General features: G+C 65.4%; 22 protein-coding genes. 12 read left to right on the forward strand and 10 right to left on the reverse strand.

What is annotated here, in order from left to right; all coding sequences use genetic code 11:
- Positions 1 to 46: 46 nt before the first annotated feature.
- The 4 genes from BRAGE_RS0135220 to BRAGE_RS0135235 all read right to left on the reverse strand — a co-directional run bounded on the left by BRAGE_RS0135220 (position 47) and on the right by BRAGE_RS0135235 (position 4491).
- Entirely contained in the window at positions 47 to 460 is a 414-nt protein-coding gene (locus tag BRAGE_RS0135220; protein WP_035730438.1) for a DUF1850 domain-containing protein, read from the reverse strand.
- A complete protein-coding gene (locus tag BRAGE_RS0135225; RefSeq protein ID WP_035730440.1) occupies positions 421 to 2535 on the reverse strand; it encodes a TRAP transporter permease in 2115 nt (704 codons plus the stop codon). Before BRAGE_RS0135225 ends, BRAGE_RS0135220 begins: the two co-directional genes overlap by 40 nt.
- A gap of 160 nt (positions 2536 to 2695) precedes the next feature.
- Complete coding sequence (locus BRAGE_RS0135230; RefSeq protein WP_027561422.1) at positions 2696 to 3643, reverse strand: TAXI family TRAP transporter solute-binding subunit; 948 nt, start codon at positions 3641 to 3643, stop codon at positions 2696 to 2698.
- 368 nt (positions 3644 to 4011) lie between these two features.
- Complete coding sequence (locus BRAGE_RS0135235; RefSeq protein WP_027561423.1) at positions 4012 to 4491, reverse strand: hypothetical protein; 480 nt, start codon at positions 4489 to 4491, stop codon at positions 4012 to 4014.
- A 194-nt stretch (positions 4492 to 4685) separates the two neighbouring features.
- Between BRAGE_RS0135235 and BRAGE_RS0135240 the strand changes: the two genes are divergently transcribed.
- Positions 4686 to 4988, forward strand: coding sequence for a hypothetical protein (locus BRAGE_RS0135240; RefSeq protein ID WP_027561424.1), 303 nt, complete (start codon positions 4686 to 4688; stop codon positions 4986 to 4988).
- 173 nt (positions 4989 to 5161) lie between these two features.
- On the opposite strand, the gene BRAGE_RS0135245 is transcribed toward BRAGE_RS0135240, so the two are convergent.
- On the reverse strand, positions 5162 to 6376 hold the full coding sequence (locus BRAGE_RS0135245) for a hypothetical protein (protein ID WP_027561425.1): 1215 nt from the start codon (positions 6374 to 6376) through the stop codon (positions 5162 to 5164).
- Between the two features lie 55 nt (positions 6377 to 6431).
- Positions 6432 to 7061, reverse strand: coding sequence for an NUDIX hydrolase (locus BRAGE_RS0135250; protein WP_027561426.1), 630 nt, complete (start codon positions 7059 to 7061; stop codon positions 6432 to 6434).
- Between the two features lie 67 nt (positions 7062 to 7128).
- Here BRAGE_RS0135250 and BRAGE_RS0135255 point away from each other — a divergent pair, with 67 nt between their 5' ends.
- The 10 genes from BRAGE_RS0135255 to BRAGE_RS0135300 all read left to right on the forward strand — a co-directional run bounded on the left by BRAGE_RS0135255 (position 7129) and on the right by BRAGE_RS0135300 (position 16126).
- Entirely contained in the window at positions 7129 to 7554 is a 426-nt protein-coding gene (locus tag BRAGE_RS0135255) for a PaaI family thioesterase (protein WP_027561427.1), read from the forward strand.
- Positions 7555 to 7855: 301 nt separating this feature from the next.
- Positions 7856 to 8878, forward strand: a complete 1023-nt coding sequence (locus BRAGE_RS0135260) for an aldo/keto reductase (protein ID WP_027561428.1) — start codon at positions 7856 to 7858, stop codon at positions 8876 to 8878.
- A gap of 16 nt (positions 8879 to 8894) precedes the next feature.
- Positions 8895 to 10208, forward strand: a complete 1314-nt coding sequence (locus BRAGE_RS0135265; protein WP_027561429.1) for a tetratricopeptide repeat protein — start codon at positions 8895 to 8897, stop codon at positions 10206 to 10208.
- Positions 10209 to 10241: 33 nt separating this feature from the next.
- Complete coding sequence (locus BRAGE_RS0135270) at positions 10242 to 11060, forward strand: CoA transferase subunit A (protein ID WP_027561430.1); 819 nt, start codon at positions 10242 to 10244, stop codon at positions 11058 to 11060.
- Positions 11060 to 11803, forward strand: a complete 744-nt coding sequence (locus tag BRAGE_RS0135275; protein WP_027561431.1) for a CoA transferase — start codon at positions 11060 to 11062, stop codon at positions 11801 to 11803. The genes BRAGE_RS0135270 and BRAGE_RS0135275 overlap by 1 nt, the downstream gene beginning before the upstream one ends.
- A gap of 200 nt (positions 11804 to 12003) precedes the next feature.
- Positions 12004 to 12588: a hypothetical protein gene (locus BRAGE_RS0135280; RefSeq protein WP_027561432.1), complete on the forward strand. Its 585-nt coding sequence runs from the start codon at positions 12004 to 12006 to the stop codon at positions 12586 to 12588.
- Positions 12589 to 12742: 154 nt separating this feature from the next.
- Positions 12743 to 14593 (forward strand): sensor histidine kinase, encoded by a 1851-nt coding sequence (locus BRAGE_RS0135285; protein WP_027561433.1) that lies wholly within the window; start codon positions 12743 to 12745, stop codon positions 14591 to 14593.
- A 22-nt stretch (positions 14594 to 14615) separates the two neighbouring features.
- Positions 14616 to 14963, forward strand: a complete 348-nt coding sequence (locus BRAGE_RS0135290) for a DUF3088 domain-containing protein (RefSeq protein ID WP_027561434.1) — start codon at positions 14616 to 14618, stop codon at positions 14961 to 14963.
- A gap of 108 nt (positions 14964 to 15071) precedes the next feature.
- Positions 15072 to 15641, forward strand: coding sequence for a cysteine hydrolase family protein (locus tag BRAGE_RS0135295; RefSeq protein WP_027561435.1), 570 nt, complete (start codon positions 15072 to 15074; stop codon positions 15639 to 15641).
- A 164-nt stretch (positions 15642 to 15805) separates the two neighbouring features.
- Entirely contained in the window at positions 15806 to 16126 is a 321-nt protein-coding gene (locus BRAGE_RS0135300; RefSeq protein WP_027561436.1) for a hypothetical protein, read from the forward strand.
- A 78-nt stretch (positions 16127 to 16204) separates the two neighbouring features.
- Here the strand turns inward: BRAGE_RS0135300 and BRAGE_RS0135305 are convergent, their stop codons facing one another.
- From BRAGE_RS0135305 to BRAGE_RS0135315, 3 genes are read right to left on the reverse strand one after another with little or no spacing between them, the layout of a single operon-like run.
- Positions 16205 to 17476, reverse strand: a complete 1272-nt coding sequence (locus tag BRAGE_RS0135305) for a flavin monoamine oxidase family protein (protein ID WP_027561437.1) — start codon at positions 17474 to 17476, stop codon at positions 16205 to 16207.
- Positions 17477 to 17485: 9 nt separating this feature from the next.
- Positions 17486 to 18211, reverse strand: a complete 726-nt coding sequence (locus BRAGE_RS0135310) for a RibD family protein (protein ID WP_027561438.1) — start codon at positions 18209 to 18211, stop codon at positions 17486 to 17488.
- A 22-nt stretch (positions 18212 to 18233) separates the two neighbouring features.
- Complete coding sequence (locus tag BRAGE_RS0135315; protein WP_027561439.1) at positions 18234 to 18893, reverse strand: FABP family protein; 660 nt, start codon at positions 18891 to 18893, stop codon at positions 18234 to 18236.
- A gap of 296 nt (positions 18894 to 19189) precedes the next feature.
- Between BRAGE_RS0135315 and BRAGE_RS0135320 the strand changes: the two genes are divergently transcribed.
- Positions 19190 to 19582 carry a RidA family protein gene (locus BRAGE_RS0135320; RefSeq protein ID WP_027561440.1) on the forward strand — a complete coding sequence of 131 codons (393 nt, stop codon included), beginning with the start codon at positions 19190 to 19192 and terminating at the stop codon, positions 19580 to 19582.
- Between the two features lie 155 nt (positions 19583 to 19737).
- On the opposite strand, the gene BRAGE_RS0135325 is transcribed toward BRAGE_RS0135320, so the two are convergent.
- Positions 19738 to 20241: a hypothetical protein gene (locus tag BRAGE_RS0135325; RefSeq protein ID WP_035730446.1), complete on the reverse strand. Its 504-nt coding sequence runs from the start codon at positions 20239 to 20241 to the stop codon at positions 19738 to 19740.
- Between the last annotated feature and the right edge of the window lie 155 nt (positions 20242 to 20396).

The raw sequence follows: 20396 nt of genomic DNA on the forward strand, positions 1-20396 counted from the left end.
CGTCTCTCCCGTGTTGTTGTTCTGATTGTAGCCCGGGCGTGGCGGGCTACGGATCGCTGCAAATCTTCATCGTGGTGACGTTAGCACCGATGGGATGGCCGACAATCTCCGAAAGCGTCTGGCACGTACCGTGATGGCACAGCCGCCATTCTCCTGCCGCGCCGGAATTGCCCAGCACCACCTCCGGCATCGGCGCGCGTTTCGGTTGCCATTGAAACCAGCCGTCGACCAGCCGCGCCTCGGGTGGCGGCTCCATTCCGGGCCCGGTGCCTTTGACGCGGGCCTGCACCAGCTCAAGGCCGGCGGGCGTCACGCGCCAGTCTTCCTGCCAGTCGACCCTGGCGATCGAATGCGTCCACACCAGCGTGAAGGCGGACAGCGCGAGCGCCTTCACGCCTCCCGCTGTTGCGAAGCAGAGGCTCACACCGCCTCGACTGCTGCCGGCGGGCGCTGCCGCCACTGCCACAGCACCAGCGCAGCCGAGAGCACGAAGCCCGCGGTGTCGCTGAAGGCGAAATCGCCGAGCAGGCACATCGCGGCGCCGAGCGCGACCACACGTTCGAGCAGCGTCAGCCGCGTGAACAGGAAGCCGATCGCCACCATGCCGAACAGCGCGATCGCCACCAGCGCCTTGAAGCTCGCGAGCGCCACCGCGCCGTAGAAGCCGAGCTTGGCCGCCATGGGATCGCCGGCCTGCAGCATCAGCGCAGGCGAATAGACGAAGATGAACGGAATGACGTAGCCGGCAAGCGCAATGCGCATCGCCTCCCAGCCGATCTTGTCCGGATTCTCCTTCGCGATCGGCGCCGCCGCAAGCGCGGCGAGCGCCACCGGCGGCGAGAGGTCGGCCATGATGCCGTAATAGAACGCGAACATGTGGCTCGCGATCAGGGGCACCCCTAACTTCGCCAGCGCCGGCGCGGCCAGCGCGGCGGTGATGATGTAGGTCGGGATGGTCGGAATGCCGGTGCCGAGCAGGATCGACAGCAGCATGGTCATGATCAGCGCCAGGAACAGGCTTTTCTCGCCGAGCCCGATCACCCAGCTGCCGAAGATGGTGCCGACGCCGGTCTGCGACATCATGCCGATGATGACACCGACGATGGCGCAGGCCATGCCGACGGTGATGGCGGATTTGGCGCTCTCGGCCAGCGCATCGCGGCACTCGCGCAAGGCCTTCAGCCCGCCGCGGATGAAGGCCGTGATCACGATCAGCCCGACCACGACGCTCGCGACCGGCACGATCTGGAGGCCGTCACGCGACAGCGCGGCGACGACCAGCGCGAGGCCGACCCAGAAGATGGTGCGGATCACATTCGAGGACGCGCCGGTCGTGATGGCGGTGCCGAGGATCAGGGCCACCGTGAGCGCAAGGCCCATGCTGCCGGCATAAAGCGGCGTAAAGCCTTCGAATAGCATGTAGACGAGAGCGGCGAGCGGGAGCACGAGGTACCAGCGCGTCACCAGCGCCTTCCACGCGCTCGGGATCTCCGAGCGTTTCATGCCGACGAGGCCGTGCTTGCCGGCTTCCAGATGCACCATCCAGAACGCCGAGGCGAAATAGAGGATTGCGGGGATCGCAGCGGCCTTGACGATCTCCGAGTACTGGACGCCCAGCGTCTCGGCCATGATGAAGGCGACTGCACCCATCACCGGCGGCATGATCTGGCCGCCCATCGAGGCCGTCGCCTCGACGCCCGCGGCGAAGGCGCGGCGGTAGCCGAACTTGATCATGAGGGGGATGGTGAACTGGCCGACGGTGACGACGTTGGCGACGCCCGAGCCGGAGATCGTGCCCATCATGCCCGAGGCGAACACCGCGACCTTGGCAGGGCCGCCGCGGGTGCGGCCGAACAGGCCGAGTGAGACGTCGGTGAAGAGCTGGATCATGCCGGCGCGCTCCAGGAACGAGCCGAACAGGATGAACAGGAAGATGTAGGTCGCCGAGACGTAGATCGGCACGCCGTAAAAGCCTTCGGTGCCGAACGACAGATGCGTGACGATCTGGTCGAAATCATAACCGCGATGATTGAGCGGCGACGGCAGGTATTGCCCGAAGAACCAGTAGAGCAGGCACGCGCCGCACATCAGCGGCAGCGCCGCGCCCATCAGGCGCCGCGTGCCCTCGAAGATCAGCACGGCAAGCAGCGTGCCGACCGCGAGATCGAGCTTGGTCGGATCGCCGTCGCGCGCGATCAGATCGGCATAGAATATCCATTGATAGAGCCCGCAGAAGAAACCGGCGGCGCCGATCACCCAGCCGAGCGCACGGCCCGCATTGCTCTTCGCGGTGAAATTGGCGATCAGTCCGAAGGTGAGCAGGACCAGGAAGCCGACATGGACGCCGCGCACCACCTGGCTCGGCAGATAATTGAAGGCGGCGACATAGAGCTGGAAGGTCGCGAACGCGATGCCGACCCAATAGGCGAGCGTGCCCCACCAGCCAGGGCCGAAGCCTTCCGGAAAACCATGCTCGAAATTATCGAACTCGACCTTGATGGGCGCCGCCGCGGTGCCCTCTGTCTTTTCCAGCATTTTAAATCGTCCTCAGCCGTCCAGCGCTTATAGCTTGGCACGGTCCACCCGCGCCGTCATGCCCGGGCTTGTCCCGGGCATCCACGATCTTTCTCGCCTGCCCATAGAACGTGGATGGCCGGGACAAGCCCGGCCATGACGCCTACTGCGAGAGCCGAACTTACTTGATCAGCCCTTTTTCCTTGTAATAGCGGATCGCGCCGGGATGCAGCGGAACCGGGCTGCCGGTGGCGGCGGTCTCGAGCTTGATCTCCTTGCCGGCGGCGTGCGCGTTGGCGAGCTCGGGCAGCGACTCGTAGACCAGCTTTGTCATCTGATAGGCGAGATCATCCGACACCGCCGAGCTGGTGACGAGATAGTTCACCACGGCCGCGGTCGGCACGTCCTTGTCCTGACCGGTATAGGTGTTGGCCGGAATGGTCGCGGAGATGAAGGGCGGGCCGATCTTGTCCACGGTCTCCTTCGGCACCGACACCACGGTGATCGAGGCCGAGGTCGAGAGGTCCTTCAGCGAAGCGACGCCAAGGCCGGCCGACTGCAGCGTCGCGCCCAGCTGGCGGTTCTTCATGAGGTCGACGGATTCGGCGAAGGGCAGATATTCGACCTTGCCGAGGTCCTTGTAGCTCATGCCAGCCGCCGCCAGGATCGCGCGGGAATTCAGCTCGGTGCCCGATTTGGGCGCGCCGACCGACAGGCTCTTGCCCTTGAGGTCGGCCAGCGTCTTGATGCCGCTCTCGGCGGTCGCGACGATCTGGATGTAGTTCGGATAGATCGCGCCGATGGTGCGCAGCTTGTCCAGCTTGTTCTTGAAGCCGGCTTCCTCCTCGCCATCCCAGGCAGCCTTGAGCGAGTCGCCCAGCGTGAACGCCAGCTCGCCGCGGCCCTGCTGCAGCAGGATCAAATTCTCGACCGACGCCTTGGTGGCCTGCACCTGCGTCTTCACGTTCGGAATCTTGTCGCCGTAGATCTTCCCGATCGCGACGCCGAGCGGATAGTAGACGCCGGAGGTGCCACCGGTCAGCACGTTGATGAAAGACTGCGCATGCGCGCAAGGTACCGACGCCGCCAGAGCAAGAGCCGCGGCCGCGCCGAAAATCGTCCGTTTCATGGTTGTTGTACTCCCCAAACCGGCCGCGAAATTGGCCGGATGAGGGATGCGGGTCAACCCATCCAAAAGGCAAAACAGCACTGCGGTAAACGGCCGTTCCGGCTCGACTTTTTGGGAACCGGCCGGTGCGGCGAGGTGGCGCAGGCGGATGCGAGCGAACCCGAGTGAGGGTCAAGAACTCGTGCCGCTGGACTCGATGTAACCTCTCCCACTTGCGGGAGAGGTCGCGCCGAAGGCGCGGGTGAGGGCTTTCTCCTCCTGGGGATTATCCCGTTGCGGCAACACCCTCTCCCCAACCCTCCCCCGCAAGCGGGCGAGGGAGCTCACCTTCTACGGGGCGACGATCAAGCGCGCGTCACGGCGCAGTATCACTGGAACGTCATGTCCAGGCACTTGGAGATGTCGGAGCCGAGGCCGGAGGAGATGGTGATGCAGCCGCGCACCTTCTGCGCGGTGACGTCGGCGGCCCAGATCGAATAGCCGCCGGGGCCGAAGAACGAGTTGGTGTTCGGCGGCTCGGTCTCGGTCGCGTCGAAATCGTACTTGCCGTCGGTCTCGAAGATGCGCGGCTTCTTGGTGCAGCCGCCGTCGGTCTGGACGTTGATGACCTCCTTGTTGTCGCGGGTCAGCGCCAGCGAGACCTGGCAACGGAAATATTCCGAGGTCTTGGTGTTGAAGAGATAGGTGTAGGACTTGCAGGTCGCGGTGTTCAGCTTGCCCGGGGCAAGGCCGCGGCTGCAGGAAATGCGCTGGTTGTGGCTGAGCTGGTAGTCATCGGCCCTGGCGGCCGGCGCCAGCATTGTCAGCAGCAGCGCGGCAGCCGGGCAAACTCTCATCACATGCTTCATCCGAATCACCCCCACCAATATTTTTGTCGAATTGCGTTCTAGACTGAAAGCGGAACATAGTCGCGCGGGGACGAAGGGAAAATCACAAACTGCTGGGCAGGACGTGCTGCGCCGCGGCGCTATCGCAAATTGACCCGGACACACCGTTCGTGATTTGTTCAAAACGGATGCCCCAACGATGGGGAGGATGGATGATGGCATTTTCAACGAAGACGTTTGCACTTGTAGCCGTGCTCGGCGCATTTGCCGCGCCCGCATGCGCGCAAGCCCCGGCAACGCCGTGGGAGCTCAAGCCCGACACGGGCTATGCCTATGACAAGGAAGGCAAGACCTTTTCCTACAGGATGGGCACCAGCAACGCCGGCGAGCTCTTGAAGGGCGCCAAGAAGGTGCCGAAGGGCACGCTGTTCTTCATCGGCCACAACGGCCAGCTCTACATGCGCAGCGGCCCGTATCTCGAAGGCGACGGCAAGTTCAAGTTCGGGCCGGACCAGTAGGACGGCGATGACGGTGCGCTCCCTCGCCCCTTTCTTACGGGGAGAGGGTTGGGGTGAGGGGCTTCTCTCCGCGCATGAGATTTGTCGAGGGACCTGTACCCCCTCACCCGAATTCGATCTGCGATCGAATTCGACCTCTCCCGCAGGCGGGGAGAGGTGCAAAAGACAGCGTCTTAAAACGCCCCCGCCAATTCCCTCGCGCCGGCATTGCTGCTGTTCGAGTCCATCCGCGTATCCGTCACCGCCAACAGCTTGGCTACCGTGTTGTGGCGGATCGCGACCGGGTTGCGCTCGTAGCCGCCGCGCTGGAAGAAGTTCGAGGTCGGCACCTGCTCGCGCATCGCCTGCGGCATCGTCACCATGTCGAGCCCGGTGCCGTCGCCGGTGAGGTTCATCATCTCGAGCTCGGCGGCGCTGAGCGGACGGGTGAAGCCCTTGGCGCGCGCGAACAGCACCGACGTCAGGAGCTTGTGGGTCTGCAGCATCGGCCCGACATCGACGTCGAGCACCATGGCATGCATGGCCCAGCCCTGCGCGGTGTTGCCGATCTTCTCGTGCTCCGACCAGGTGTCGGGCACCGACTTCGCATGCGCCACCATTTTCTTCAGCACGGCGAGCTTGTGCTCGAGCGACTGGCGCGCCGGCCCGGAGGTCCGCGCCACCTTGTCGGAGAGCGCGCGGATGAATTCATGGCCCTGCTCGGCCAGCAGCTCGACGCTGTTGGTGGTCAAGAGCTGGTTGTAGCCGATCGCGGTCGAGATCGCGCGCTTGCCGCCATGCTCGATGCCGGCCTGCACGTCGTAGCTGCCGGTGCCGCCGGTCTCGAACGAATAGACCCGCACCGCCTGCTCGCGCGTCAGCCCCGAGCCGAGCGCGTAGCGCGCATAGGCGCGCTTGAACTCGAGCTCGTTGGACGGGCGCTGCGGCGTGAACTGGTAGAGCTCCTGCGCCGCGCGCAGGAGATCGGCGACGACGGGAATCGGCTTCCTGGTGGGACGCTCCGGCGTCTCCTCCGGCTCCGGGTTCACCGGCCGCTTCGGCCCGTTATAGAGCGGCGGGTGCTCCAGCACGTAATCGTCGAGCGTGACCTGCTGGCCGTTGCGCCGCTTGGCGTTGCGCCCTTTCCGCTTCTCCGAGATCTGGCTCCAATAGGCGCCGGCCTCCTCGTCGAAGGCCGCGCGCGCCGCCTGATATTCCCCGAGCTTGCGGCGATATTCGAGCACGGCAGCAGACGCCCCACCTTGCGCGAAGAACTGCGACAGCAGCTGCGCATTGGCGTTGCGGACGGCCGGCGGCAGCGCATCGGCCTCGCCGCCACGCGCGGTGGGCGCGAGCAGGAGAAACGCGAACGGAACCAACGCCAGAGAATTTCGAATCGAGTGATGCATGCTGCCCTCTTAGCAGGCATCCGGTAACCGTCACGTTAACACGCCGTTTACCATCTCATTTCCAGGCGAACACCGGCTGTTCCAGGTCGGTGACGCGGGTGTGACGCCCCGCCAGCACCTCGCGGAACTGGTAGATCAGCGCCGCCGTCGGCGCGTGGATCAGGCTCATCTGGTGATGGAAGCGGATCACCCGGCGCGTGCTTTCGGGGATCGCGGTGAAATCGAAGGCGTCGTCATGCTCGATCGTGTCGAGCGCGATGCGATGGACGGAGGCGACCTCGTCCGGATTCGGGTTGATCGCGGCACTGTCGGCGGCCCACACCACGACCGGCGTGATCAGATAGCCCGAGCGGGTCGGATAGTCGTCGAGCAGGCCGAGCACCGCGTCGGCTGAAAGCTTGAGCGCGAGCTCTTCATCGAGCTCGCGCAGCGCCGCCTCGACCGGCGTCTCGCCGGCGTCGCAGCGCCCGCCCGGCAGCGCCCATTGGCCGCGATGCGCACGCAAGCTCGATGCACGCCTGGTGAGCAGGAAGGCCGTGTCGTCGCCGTCACTGGATTCAGTCAGCGCTAGCACGACCGCGGCGCGCTTCAGCGCCGACGGTTCGGCCTCATCAGGCAGCCGCGCGAAGGCCGCGCAGGCCTCTGCGATATTCCGTCTGGTGGCATCGTCGAAAGCTCTCATGATGCTTGACTACACCAGGACCGCATCTGATGAAACGAGGAGAGACAGCATTGCAGGAATGGACGGAGCGATGACGAGCAAGGCCGCCGCAAGGCTGAAATCAGACGGCTGGACCATCATGGAAACCACGGGCTTCCTGCACCTGATCGGCCCGTTGTGGGAGCGCAAGGTCGACGGCCATTACGAATTCGCGCTCGCGACAGAAGACAAGCATCACAATCGTCGCGGCATGGTCCAGGGCGGCGTGATGATGACCTTCGCCGACCGCACCTGCGGCATGACAGCCCGCTACGTCTCCGGCAAGGAATACATGGCGACGGTGCAGCTCGACACCCATTTCGTCGAAGCCGGCCAGATCGGCGACATCCTGATCTCCCGCCCCCGCGTGGTCCGCTCGACCCGCAGCCTGATCTTCATGAGCACCGAGGTGACGGTGGATGATCGCTGCATCGTGATGGCAAATGGTGTGTTCAAGATCTTGAAGGGGCCGGGGTAGGTCGCGGTCAGGCTGCCACTGCAGGTCGCCAGACCCACGCTGTCATTCCCCGCGAAGGCGGGGAATCCAGTACGCCGCGGCCTCTCGATCGATCACAACTGTCTCGGAGTACTGGATCGCCCGCCTTCGCGGGCGATGACACCGAGTGTGGGGCATGACCGCGCCCCACCCCGTCATTGCGAGCGCAGCGAAGCAATCCAGAAATCTCTCCGCGGACGCAGCTCTGGATTGCTTCGCTGCGCTCGCAATGACGGAACTGGGCGGCTATGCTGCGCCCCAACGAAGCGTTGAGGACCCGCCCATGCAATACCGTCAGCTCGGCCGCAGCGGCCTGAAAGTGTCGCCGATCTGCTTGGGCACCATGATGTTCGGCGGGCCGACCGATGAAGCCGCCTCGAAGCGGATCATCGACAAGGCGCGCGGCGCCGGCATCAATTTCATCGACACGGCGGATGCCTATTCAAAGGGCGCATCCGAGGAAGTCGTCGGCCGCGCCATCGCCGGCAACCGCCACGCCTGGGTGCTCGCCACAAAGCTCGCCAATCCCATGAACGCCGGTACCGGCGATGATCCCAACCGCGTCGGCCTGTCGCGGCGCTGGGTGTTGCAGGCGGCCGACGAAAGCCTGAAGCGGCTCGGCACCGATCACATCGACATCTACTATCTGCATAAGGAAGACCATGCGACGCCGCTGGAGGAGACCGTGCGCGCGATGGGCGACCTGATCCGCGCGGGCAAGGTGCGCTATTTCGGCGTCTCGAACTATCGCGCCTGGCGCGTCGCCGAGATCTGCAACATCTGCGACCGGCTCGGCGTCGACCGGCCCGCAGTGAGCCAGCCTTATTACAACGCGATGAACCGCATGCCCGAGGTCGAGCACTTTCCGGCCTGCGCCTATTACGGCCTCGGCATCGTACCCTACAGCCCGCTGGCGCGCGGCGTGCTCACCGGCAAGTACAAGCCGGATGCTGCTCCCGACAAGGAGACGCGCGCCGGCCGCAACGACACCCGCATGATGCAGACCGAATGGCGGCCGGAATCGCTCCAGCTCGCGCAGGAGATCAAGAGCCACGCCGAGAAAAAGGGCATCACCGCCGGCCAGTTCGCGGTCGCCTGGGTGCTGAACTCCGCGTTCGTCTCCTCGATCGTCGCGGGCCCCCGTACCGAGGAGCAATGGGACGGCTATATCAGCGCGCTCGACTACCGCTTCACCGCCGATGATGAGGCGCTGATCGACCGTCTGGTCGTTCCCGGTCATCCCTCGACGCCGGGCTACAACGACCCGGCCTATCCGATCGAAGGACGCCGCGCGCGGACGGCTTGAATTTTTGGAGGCGACGATGGCGCTTGAAGACCGCTACGGACTGCCGCTCTCCACAACTTCGTCCGAGGCCGCATCGGACTATCGCGACGGCGTCGACCTCATGCTTGCGGGGTGGACCGGCACGGCGGAGACGCTGGAGCGCGCCATCGCGGCCGATCCGGATTTCGCGCTTGCCCACATCGCCCGCGCCCGCGTGCATGCCTTCTACCAGCAGGGCGATCTCGCACGGCAGAAGGCTGCGCTCGCGCGCGAGCTCGTCGCCAGGCGCGGCACCGATCGCGAGCGCTCGCATGTCGAGACGCTGTCGCTCGCCATCGAGGGCCGGCTGCCCGAGGCGATCGCATCGACGCTGAAGCACGTCGAGGCATGGCCGCGCGATGCCGTCGTGCTGTCGCTGCCGCTCGGCGCCTTCGGCCTGTTCGCCTTCTCCGGCATGGCCGACCACGACCGCGCCCGGTTTGAGCTGTGTGAGCGCGTAGCGCATCACTATGGCGAAGACTGGTGGTTCCTCACCCTGTATGGCTGGGCCATGACCGAGAACGGTGATGTCGCGCGCGGCCGTGGTGTCACCGAACGTGGTTTTGATCTGCGCCGCGCCAACGCCCACGCCGCGCATGCCGTGCTGCATGCGATGTTCGAGGACGGCTCGATCGAGGAGGCCGATCGTCTGGTCGACCAGTGGATCCCAACCTATGATCGCGCCGGAATTTTGCACGGCCATATCCGCTGGCATCAGGCGCTCGGCGCGCTCGAGCATGGCGATGCCGCTCGCGCGCTCGCGATCTATGCCGACGTGCTGCAGCCTTCCGCCACGCAGGCGCCACCGCTGAACGTCGTCACCGACAGCGCCTCGCTGCTCTGGCGCCTGTCGGCCTACGGCCACGACGTGCCGCAGGCGCTCTGGGTCGAGGCCGACGCCGCCGCGCAAAAACTGTTTCCGAAATCGAGCCTGTCCTTTGCCGACGTCCACATGGCGCTGTTCGCGGCCGCGACGCAAAATCGCGACGCGCTCACTGCCCGCCTTGCCGTGATCGAGCAGCGGCTCGCCGAGGGCAAGCTGCCGGCCGGCTCCGTGGTGCCGGCAATCTGCCGGGCGCTCGCGGCCTTCGCGGATGAGGACTACCGAGCCTGCGTGCAGACGCTGGCGCCCGCGCTCGGCGAGGTCGTGCGCATCGGCGGCAGCCACGCCCAGCGCGAGCTGATCGAGGACACCTACATCGTCGCCCTCATGCGCAGCGGCGAAGTGCCTCGCGCCCGCGCGCTGCTCGATGCCCGCCTGCACCGCCGCCCGTCCCTGCGCGATACGCGCTGGCAGGCGGCGATGGCTTGAGGCAGGATTAAGAAAAACAGACCGGAGGACGCCATGACCGAGATCGTCGCGCTGGAGGCGCTGGTCGCGCGCATTGCGCCGGGACAGTCGCTGGCGATCCCGGTCGACAGTTCCGGCGTCGCGATGGCGGCGACCGCGGCGTTGCTCGAGACGGGGATCAGCGATGTCAGGCTGATCTGCGTGCCGATCTCCGGCATGCAGGCCGACCTCCTGATCGGCGCCGGCGCGATCGCCTCGCTCGAGACCAGCGCGGTGTCGCTGGGCGAGGCCGGCGGCGCACCGCGCTTCACGGCCGGCGTCAAGAGCGGCGCCTTCGCATTGCGGGATTCGACCTGCCCCGCCATTTACGCCGGCCTCCTCGCGGCGCAGAAGGGCGTGCCGTTCATGCCGATCGCCGGCATCATCGGCAGCGATCTCCTCAACGTGCGGCCCGACTGGCAGGTGATCGACAGTCCCGTCGGCGAAGCGCGCAAGGTGGTCGTGGTACCCGCGATCGCCCCCGATGTCGCACTGTTTCACGCGCCGGAGGCCGACCGCGCCGGCAATGTCCGTATCGGCCGCCATCGCGAGCTCGCAGGCCTTGCCTATGCCGCCAAACGCACGCTGGTCACCGTCGAGCGCATCGTCGACCGCAATTTGCTGGAGACGGAGGATTCGGCCGCCGGCGTGCTGCCATCGCTCTACGTCGACACCGTTGCGGTTGCCGTGCGCGGCGCCTGGCCGCTCGCGCTGTGGGACGAATATCCCGCCGACGAAGCCGAGATCGCGCGCTACGCGGCGATGGCGCGCAGCGAGGAGGGCTTCCGCGCCTATCTCTCGACTTTCCTGTCGCATCGCAAGCAGGTGGCCTGATGTCGGCCGAGCGCGAACGGCGCGAGATCCTGATCGCCGCCATCGCCGATCTGCTCGACGGCATCCGTCACGTCGCGGTCGGCGCCTCGTCGCCGATCCCCGCGGCCGGCGCCATGCTGCTGCGCGCCTGCAACGAGCTCTGTGGCAAGCCGCCGGTGCGCATCTCGATCCTGGGCTCGCAGGCGCATAATTTCTTCACCAATGGCGGCATCGAGCTGTTCGACTGCGCCGCGCAAGGTAGGGTCGACGCCTTCTTCCTCGGCGGCGGCCAGATCGACGGCGACGGCAACATCAACCTGGTCGGCACCGGCGATTATCCGGCCAGCAGCGTGCGCTGGCCCGGCTCGTTCGGCTCGGCCTATCTCTATCACCTCATTCCGCGCGTGATCCTGTTTCGCGAGGAGCATTCGCCGCGCGTGTTCGTGCCCAAGGTCGATTTCGTCAGCGCCCGGGCGATCACGCCGGAAGTGCCTCGCCGCGGCGGCCCGCATGCGCTGCTGACCAACATGGCGCTGTTCGACTTCGACCGCGAAGCGGGCCGCTTCGCGCTGCGCTCGGTCCACCCGCCCTTCACGCCGGCTGACATCAGGGAGAATACCGGCTTCGACTATGACGAGCCGGAGGTCGTGCGCGAAACGCCGCGGCCCGACGCAGCGACGCTTTCGCTGCTGCGCGGACGGATTTTCGACGAGCTCGCCGAGACTTATCCGGCCTTTGCGCGGGCCATGAGACAGGCGGCATGACCCTTCTTTGCCACGAAAAAAACACCGGCCTGACGGCAAGTGTCCGCCGGGACGGGTTTGGGTGATGGGGCGAATCGCCGATGGGTGGTGCGGTGGTATTCCAGTCGGGTTTGACGGCGCAAACGGGATCGCAACCAATTCCGGCTTCGATGGTTGTTGGACGGGATGATTCCGTGGCCCCTTGGCATACGAGCCTGACGATGCGCCTCCGAAAACCGGTTCTGGCCGCAACGCTCCTCGCGCTGGCATGCGCAAGTCCTTGTTTCGCCGAGTCTTCCGCGCCGATCCCGGTCAACAATCCGCAGCCCCAGCAGAACGCCTATATCGACCTGCTGGCGCTGATCTCCGGACACTGCAAGACGCTGAAGGTCGCCGGCCGCACCCTCGCCTGCAAGACGGTGGCCTACGCCCATGGTGACAAGGGCCGGGTCAATTTCGCGGTCGCGGTCGACGATCCCGCTGATGCGAATCACGTGGTGTCTTTCTCGGGGGAGAACGGCAAGCGCGCCGACGACAATTCCTACGAGCTGCCGGTCGACCGCATGCTGCTCAACTCCAAGGACCGGCCCAAGGTCGACGGCCTGCCGGTGCCGGCCGAGCAGGTCTCCAGAGGCGTCTGCCGCCAGACCGGCAATTTCGCCGCCAGGAAGGTCAACGACATCACCTGCTCGGCAACCGACAGCGAAGGCCGGACCTACGAGCTGCTGTTCGTCTCCGACGGCAAGCCGGTGAGCGTGCGCCGCATCCGGCAATCGGCGCCGTCGATCCAGGATCCGTTCAAGTAGCGATCCTTGGCTAGCGATCCCTAGGCTCGCCCCGCTTGTCGCGGGCCGACCCGCATCCTTCCGTTGAAACTCCGGGTCTTGCGGGTATGCTTCCGGCGCGCGTCCTCATGGAGGAGGCCGGATTGCAACCGGAGGCGGGACCGAGACTCCAGCAATGCGTCAGATCACCGGGCTCGCGCGCGTCCTGATCCTCTGCCTGTTTGCCAGCCTGTCGCACCAATGCATCGCGACTGAGGGTCCGCGGCAGCGTTCGGTCGTGGTCCTGGAGGAAGCCGATTTTCGCTCGCCGTTCTACTCGGAGATCTTTTCCGGCATCCGCGCCGCCGCCAAGCAGAACGGCAAGGCGCACACGGTGATCTACGGCGAGAGCCTCGACCTCGCCCGCTTCCCGGGACCGGACTATGAGGAGAGCCTGGTCGGTCACCTCAAGACCAAATATGCGCGCCGGCCGATCGACGTGATCGTTTCGATCGGTGTCGCATCGGCGAAATTCCTTCAGCAACGGAAGCAGCAGATCTGGCCCGGCGCCCCCGTCGTGTACGGCTTCGTGCCCGATCTGCCCGAGACGCGCGCGCTGTTCCTGCCCGACTCGACGGCCGTCTTCGCCAGGGTGAGGCCGGCACATCTCCTGACTGCGGCGCGCGCCATCGTTCCCGACCTGACACGTGTCGTCCTCGTCGGCGACGCCTGGAAGAATCCGCTGGTCTACGGATACTGGAAGCAGGACTTCGCGGCGGCGATGCCCGATCTCGAGGTCACCGATTTGTCCGGCCTGGTGCTCCGCGAGGTGCGCGAGCGGGTCGCCTCCCTGCCCGACCGCTCCGCGATCCTGACCTCGGCGATGTATTCCGACGGCGAAGGCACCTATTATGCGCCGGCCTCGGCCCTCGCACGCGTCGCCGAGACCGCGAACCGCCCGATCGTCATTACCTCCGATACGTTCCTCGGCCGGTCGGGAGTCGGCGGCTTCCTGCTGCTGCCCGAAATCATCGGACGGGAAACCGGCGAAGTGGCGATGCGGATTCTCAACGGAGAAGCGCCGTCGAGCATCCCGCCCGTTACAGGGAACAACGTGAAGCCGATCTTCGACTGGCGGCAGCTGCAACACTGGAACGTGGATGAAGCCAACCTTCCGCCGGGCAGCGAGGTGCGTTTCCGGGAAGCGAGCTTCTGGCAGCAATATTACTGGCACTCGACCATCGTCGCCGGCGTGGTGCTGGTGCAGGCACTGCTGATCACCGGCCTGCTGCACCAACGCCGCTTGCGATTCCTGGCGGAGATCGAGGCACGCCAGCGCATGTCTGAGCTTGCCCATCTGAATCGCCGCGCGACGGTGGGAGAGATGTCCGCCTCGATCGCGCACGAATTGAGCCAGCCGCTGGCCGCCATCATGATCAATGCCGAGGCCGCCAGGGAGGTGTTGCGGCATTCCACGCCGGACCTCGGCGAAGTCGGAAACATCCTGGACAACATCCGCCACGACGACCAGCGCGCAAGCGAGGTCATCGCCCGGCTCCGGATGTTCCTGAAGAGGGATCCGACTGAGCGGCGCGAGCTCGACCTCAACGCGACGGTCGGCGAGGTGTTTCGATTCCTGTCGGTGCAGGCCCTGACCCACGATGTCGGGCTTGCGACGGAGCCGGCGCCCGCCGACATTCGCGTGAAAGCCGACAAGGTCCAGCTGCAGCAAGCCATCCTGAATCTGGTCGTGAACGCCATGGATGCAGTCGCCCATCTTCCCGACGAGCGGCGCCGCATCGTCGGCCGAACCAGTCTCGTCGACGGCAAACAGGCCGTCGTCTCCATTGCCGATGCGGGCGATGGCATCCTTGCGGACAAGCTGACCGAGATCTTCAAGCCGTTCTTCACGACCAAGGCGCAAGGCATGGGCATCGGCCTGTCGATCGCGCGCACCATCGTCGAAGCCCATGGCGGCCGGATCTGGGCCGAGAACGCGCCGACGGGCGGCGCCGTCTTTCACATCAGCCTGCCGCTGGCAGCGTAGGCAGTCCTCTTATGGAGCGACCATGACGCGCGACCGTCTGTTCCTGCTGCGCCCCGGTTTCGAGGACCCGGCGTTTCCGAACCAGCGCTTCTATTGCTGGCACTGCGCACTGATCGAGGGCGTGCTGGCCTCGTTTCCGGCGCTCGCCGAACAGCTCGACGTCGCGCGCATCGCCTGGCCGCGGCCGCGGCAGGCGGTGATCGCGCTGGTCGGCGAGGAGAACCAGTCGTTGCCGCTGCTCGTGCTGGCGGAGGGAGCGACATCGCGGCACCAGACCGGCAGCCATCAGGGCCGCGCCTTCATCGCCGACAAGGACGCGATCCTCGCGGCGCTATCCGAACGCCATGGATTCCCCGATCCGCATCCGTGAGCGGAAGATGTCCCGCAGCCCCCGTCGTGAAACGAGGGAAAATCGACATTGCCTGCGCGCGCATAGCCCGCATATTCGTCTCGACGACAATCCTGAAAGCCGCGCCTCATGACCAGCCCCCTCCCCGCCCTCATCGTCGTCGACGTCCAGCGCGCATTCGACGAATGGGAAGCCGCGGGCAAGCGGCGCAACAATCCGGACGCGGTTAAGCGTATCGCCGACCTGCTGAAGGCGTTCAGGGCCAATGGCGCACCGATCTTCCACATCCGCCATGAGGGGACCAAGCCGAACTCGACATTCCTGCCGTCGCGTACCGGCTACGCCGTCAAGGACGAGGCGCGCGAGCTGCCGGGCGAGCCCGTCATCGTCAAGCGCGTCAACAGCGCCTTCATCGGCACCGATCTCGAGCAGCGCCTGCGCGCTCGTCACATCACCACGCTCGTGATCTGCGGCGCCACCACCAATCATTGCGTCGAGACCACGACGCGGATGGCCGGCAATCTCGGCTTCGATGCGCGTCTCGTTCGCGACGCGACCTGGACCTTCGACCGCATCGGACCTGACGGCGACGCGCATTCCGCCGAGGCGATCCATGCGATGACGCTATCGAATCTGAACGGCGAATTCGCGCGCATCGTCACCACCGGTGACGTGGTCGCGTCATTCGCGGCGGAGTGATGGCGGCGGCGTGATCGACATCGCCGATGCGACAATACATCTCACGAGACTCGACGACTCGCGCAGAATGAGACTGCGCGCGCTGCGTCGTTTCGACGCCCGCACTGGACGGAACGCAGCCGACCTCCATCTGTTGTCACACGACATTCAACTGGAGTGATGACATGAAGTATCTCTTTGTCGCGCTGGCGGTCGGGGCTGCGGCGGTTGCCGGCGGATCTGCGGCGCACGCGGCCAACAACACAAGCGCGAAGCAAAGCGCGCGAGGAAGCCAATCGACCGACATCAGCGCACAGCACCGGCACCATCATCATGGCTACCGCCATCATCACTGGCGCCATCACCACCATGGCTACTATCGCCCGCACTACAGGAGCTACGGATACTATCCGCGGCACCACGGCTATTACGGTGGCGGACCCTACGGATATTACGGCGGTGGCGGTCCCGGCGTGACGTTCAGCTTCGGCGGCAGCCGCTGGTAACGTAAAAGGCCCGCAGCGATGCGGGCCTCTCTTTCTCAATGATGGTCTGATCGTCATAGCGGGGGCTTGACGAAATAACTATGCCCGCAGGATCATCCCCGCCGTCTCCAGCCCGCTCGTCAGCGCCGCCTCGACCGTGCCCATGTCGCGGCCGCGATAGAGCGCTTCGCCGGAGAACAGCACGGGACCATCGGCGCGCGCGAGCATCGCCTGCGCCGCGCGCGTACGCGGCGTCGCCCAGGAATAGGCACCCCGAGCGAAGGGATCGTGCGCCCAATTGATCGCCGCGGCTGCGACGAGGTCGCGCGCAATCTCCTCGCGCGACAGGCCGAAAATGGCGGCAAGCGAATCGATGCCAGCATTGATCAGTCCCTGCGGATCGAGACCTTGCAGCTCCGCCGTGCGCGGGCCGCCGAACCAGCCTGTGAGCACGGGATGCTGATCCGGATATCGCGTCCACCACACCGGGATCGTTTCGCCAGATAGCAGGAAAGTCATGTCCGCGAGATCCTGCTTGCGCTCGCGCCACCACGGCCGCGCGAAACGCAGCACGATCTTGATGACGCTGCCGAAACCGATGTCGTCGGCAGCCGCAGCCTTCGCGCGCGCGCTCGCCGGCAGCGCGATGTCGCGGAGCAGCGGCAGCGGCACGGTGATGATCACGCGATCGCAGCCATGCACCTCGCCGCTGGTGCAGCGAACGGCCAATACGCCGCCCTCCTCCTCGATGGCCGATACCACGGAACCGAAGCGGATCGCCGCGCCATGCCGGCGGCACTCGGCCGCCAGAAAATCGATCAGCGCGCCATAGCCGCCCTTGATGCGCGCCTGCGCATGGTGGCCGCCGTCCATCCATTCCTCGCGTAGCGCCAGGATGGAGGCGCGTTCGGGATCGGCGGCGTCATAGCCTTCGACCATCCGCTCGATCGAATGGCGCAGCCGCGCATATTGCTCCCCGGCGAAGTGACGGCGCAGGAATTCGGCGACGGTGAGATCGTTCTTCAGCTGGCTGAGCGCCGCATGAAGCTCCGCCTGATGCGGATTGCGGCGATCCTCGCGCGACAATTTTGTGCCGTCAAGACTCCACTGCGTGCCCGCGATCTCCTGCAACGACAGTCCGGCCTCGCCCAGCAGAGCGCGTGTGACCGGCGCCTCGCCATGGACGAATTCGGCACCGCCGTCGGCGGGGTAGCCGAATTCCGACGCCGGCAGCGGATGGATGCGCCCGCCGCAGCGCTCGCGCGCCTCCAGGATCGTCACCGCCCGGCCCGCACGTGCGAGCGCGCGCGCCGCCATCAACCCGGCCGCGCCGGCGCCGACGATGATGATGTGCTCCGATCTGTCCGACATGCCGGCGCTTTACTGAGCTGCGGCTTGCGGATCGTTCTTGATCAGATAGCGCAGCAGCAGCACACCGCCGCCGAGCTCCCGCGTGCTCTCCAGCGTCATCGCCGTGAGCGGCGCGCGCTTGTCACTATCCGCCTCGTTCGAATCGAACACGAAGGGCGCCCCCTTCGCGCCATCGATCGCGGGGCTGAGGATCAGGTTGAATTCGTCGATGAGACCGGCGCGCAGGAACGCGCCATTGGCGACACCACCGCCCTCCACCAGCAGGCGCTTCACCCCAAGGTCGCGGTTGAGGATGTCGAGCGCCAGCGTCAGGTCGATCTCGGACGTGCCGGCGAAGATGTAGGACACGCCCTCGCTGCGGAGCCCGGCTAGATGCGAATCCGGCACGCCCTCGGTCAGCACGACGACGATCGGATCGCCGCCGATATCCGAACGGCCCCAACCGATCTTGCCCTGGGCATCGAGCACGACGCCATAGCTCTTCACATCCGGGCCTTTGCCATCGCCCCAGGCGAACCAGCTCTTGCGTGGAAAGGTCTCGCTGGACGCCGCGGGATAGAGTTTGCCCTTGGCAAACTCCGAGCCGGTGACGCGGCCGATCACCCAGGCATCGCCGCCGAGCTCCTCGTGAATCGTCTCGAACCAGTCTGTGCCCGCGCCCTTCGGACGCCAGCGGCTCGGATGCGTGCGGCCATCGAGGCTCGAGTGCATCAGACAGATGACGTAGGGCTTCATGCAAATTCTCCGTACCCGCTTGTCAGACCGCCCCGCCGCCCTTGGCGCGATCGTTCACGATCACGGCGAGCGGATTGAGCTTGGGCGGCGCGACCAGCTTGAGCGTGTTGCTGTCGTGATGATTGAACGGCGCGCCGCGCACGAACAACTCGGTCTGGATCAGATAGGTCCAGCTTTCGTCCTCGTTGAAGGTGATGTCGCAGCGGTAGGAATCGGTGCGGAAGGCCTGTTCCAGGAAATCGGTCGAGCAGATCCCGTAGGCGGCGTCGCCGCGCTTCGCGGTGACGGAGATCTTTCTGTCATCAGGCCCGGCCTTGCCGGAGGCAAGCAAGACCTGCCCGCGCGGGATCGCCAGCGTCTGCAGGATCAGCCGGGTCGCGGGCTCCCACAGCCAGTAGCCGACCTGGTCGTGGAAGGTGATGTCTTCCTCGGGCGTGTTGATGTGGATGTGATAGCGCAAGCCATAGAACAGCTGCGGGCCGTTGGCCTGCGGATCGATCGGGTCCATCCGGATGTGCTCGATGAAGGTCCGCCGCTCCGGCCCTTCCGCCTTCGGATTGATGTCGATGCCCTTGTCCGCCTGCCAGGTGCCGGCCAGACGGCGCAGCGGGCCGAGATTGGCGAGGGCGTCAGGCGAGACGTCCTCGGGCTCGGTGAAGATATCGGCGGGAATGGGGAGCATTGGGGGGCCTCGCGTCGTTGCGCGGAGCAAGCAATAGCACGGAGGCGGGAACCTGGCGCGTACTCAAGCCTCACAATCGCGAATGGACGTCGGCGCTATGCGCAGGTGATCGCCGGGCGTCCCGCCTGATCCGTCGCCTGGTGGATCACCGCGAACCACCTGACAACGGGCAGCCGAGCGTGGTCCGTTCGGAGGGGAAGCCAAGCCACGAAACGAGCACTGCTGACACCACGCTGGCAGTATCCATGAGAAACAGTGTGACCTTGAGATCGCGGCAACTGGCAGGAGAAGTCATCGTGAACAGGCAGACTTTCCGCGTGGAGCCTTTGTCGACCTATATCGAGGCGCGGGGCGTTCCGGTCTCTCCGGTCGTCCGGCATGAAAACCTAGTCTATGTATCCCAACAGCCACCTTATGACCCCGCAACGGGCGAGATCAAGCGCGTATCGGTAGAGCGGCAGACGGAAATCGTTCTTGACCAGATGAAATTGTGCCTGGAGGCAGCCGGCACATCGCTCGAAAAGGTCATTAAGTGCCACGTCTATTGCAATGACCCGGCGCACTTCCAAACGATAAATGCCGTATACGCGCGCTATTTTCCAGCTGACCCGCCGGCCCGGAGCTTCATCTTTGTTTCAGGCTGGCATGGTCCATTTGACGTCGAAGTCGATTGTGTCGCCGGAGTTTAGCTAAAGCATGATCCGGAAAAGTGCGCAGTGGTTTTCCGAAAAGATCATGCTCAAACAACAACCTAAAGCGCGATGACGATTCATCCTAATCTCATCGCGCTTTAGGCCCGCATGAGCGACTCATGCGGGTGCGCCCTGAGTTGATGCCAGCTCCCTCAGCGCCAGCCCGCTGCCAACGCGACGCTGCTGCAATATGCTGAAGTCTCACCGGTGCGCCAGCCGGTGACCCTTCCGGCCTCCTTGCATTCGTCGTAGCTCTTGTAGTTGCCGACGTTTCGGCATGTGGCCGAGTACACGCCGCCCGAGGCGTTGCAGCCGACCCAGGGCTTGTCGCCTGTCTTGAAGCTCGATTGGCAGCCGCCGGCGCAGCTCCCCGTTTCGCGCTCGAGCTTGGCAAGCTTCGCGGCGTCCGACATCGGTGCGGCGGGGGTCGCTGCGGCAGCTCGGGGCGTGGCGACAGACCTGGTGCTGCGGATGGCCACGTGATGCGTCGGCCTGTGCGGCCTCGCCACCTGCTTCGGCGCTTCGACCATGACGCCGGGAAGCTGAGTGTCTGCGGGGGTCGGTTGCGACATTGCCGGGCCGCCGAAGGCGCACAGCAGTGCAATGGACGAGATGGCGACAGCGGGACGCGCAAGGAAGCGGGACGAGATTCTCATGGACCTGTCCTTCCAAATGTGGGGACAGTCAATTCCATCCCCCAGATGGAAAGTTATCACACGCGAAATGCAGTTGCATCGCTGAATCTTGCAACTAGCTACGGATCGGGCTGCGCGGAATCAACGATGCACGTGCCACAGTTTTAATCAGGCGA

This window comes from Bradyrhizobium genosp. SA-4 str. CB756, from assembly GCF_000473125.1.
Classification (GTDB): Bacteria; Pseudomonadota; Alphaproteobacteria; order Rhizobiales; family Xanthobacteraceae; genus Bradyrhizobium; species Bradyrhizobium arachidis.

Bases quoted from the DNA above. Each gene is read 5' to 3' on its own strand.
- BRAGE_RS0135325 (WP_035730446.1), bottom strand. From the start codon at position 20,241: ATGAGAATCTCGTCCCGCTTCCTTGCGCGTCCCGCTGTCGCCATCTCG.
- BRAGE_RS0135305 (WP_027561437.1), bottom strand. From the start codon at position 17,476: ATGTCGGACAGATCGGAGCACATCATCATCGTCGGCGCCGGCGCGGCC.
- BRAGE_RS0135225 (WP_035730440.1), bottom strand. From the start codon at position 2,535: ATGCTGGAAAAGACAGAGGGCACCGCGGCGGCGCCCATCAAGGTCGAG.
- BRAGE_RS0135310 (WP_027561438.1), bottom strand. From the start codon at position 18,211: ATGAAGCCCTACGTCATCTGTCTGATGCACTCGAGCCTCGATGGCCGC.
- BRAGE_RS0135270 (WP_027561430.1), top strand. From the start codon at position 10,242: ATGACCGAGATCGTCGCGCTGGAGGCGCTGGTCGCGCGCATTGCGCCG.
- BRAGE_RS0135285 (WP_027561433.1), top strand. From the start codon at position 12,743: ATGCGTCAGATCACCGGGCTCGCGCGCGTCCTGATCCTCTGCCTGTTT.
- BRAGE_RS0135245 (WP_027561425.1), bottom strand. From the start codon at position 6,376: ATGCATCACTCGATTCGAAATTCTCTGGCGTTGGTTCCGTTCGCGTTT.
- BRAGE_RS0135300 (WP_027561436.1), top strand. From the start codon at position 15,806: ATGAAGTATCTCTTTGTCGCGCTGGCGGTCGGGGCTGCGGCGGTTGCC.
- BRAGE_RS0135260 (WP_027561428.1), top strand. From the start codon at position 7,856: ATGCAATACCGTCAGCTCGGCCGCAGCGGCCTGAAAGTGTCGCCGATC.
- BRAGE_RS0135265 (WP_027561429.1), top strand. From the start codon at position 8,895: ATGGCGCTTGAAGACCGCTACGGACTGCCGCTCTCCACAACTTCGTCC.
- BRAGE_RS0135275 (WP_027561431.1), top strand. From the start codon at position 11,060: ATGTCGGCCGAGCGCGAACGGCGCGAGATCCTGATCGCCGCCATCGCC.
- BRAGE_RS0135255 (WP_027561427.1), top strand. From the start codon at position 7,129: ATGACGAGCAAGGCCGCCGCAAGGCTGAAATCAGACGGCTGGACCATC.
- BRAGE_RS0135280 (WP_027561432.1), top strand. From the start codon at position 12,004: ATGCGCCTCCGAAAACCGGTTCTGGCCGCAACGCTCCTCGCGCTGGCA.
- BRAGE_RS0135295 (WP_027561435.1), top strand. From the start codon at position 15,072: ATGACCAGCCCCCTCCCCGCCCTCATCGTCGTCGACGTCCAGCGCGCA.
- BRAGE_RS0135290 (WP_027561434.1), top strand. From the start codon at position 14,616: ATGACGCGCGACCGTCTGTTCCTGCTGCGCCCCGGTTTCGAGGACCCG.
- BRAGE_RS0135235 (WP_027561423.1), bottom strand. From the start codon at position 4,491: ATGAAGCATGTGATGAGAGTTTGCCCGGCTGCCGCGCTGCTGCTGACA.
- BRAGE_RS0135240 (WP_027561424.1), top strand. From the start codon at position 4,686: ATGGCATTTTCAACGAAGACGTTTGCACTTGTAGCCGTGCTCGGCGCA.
- BRAGE_RS0135230 (WP_027561422.1), bottom strand. From the start codon at position 3,643: ATGAAACGGACGATTTTCGGCGCGGCCGCGGCTCTTGCTCTGGCGGCG.
- BRAGE_RS0135315 (WP_027561439.1), bottom strand. From the start codon at position 18,893: ATGCTCCCCATTCCCGCCGATATCTTCACCGAGCCCGAGGACGTCTCG.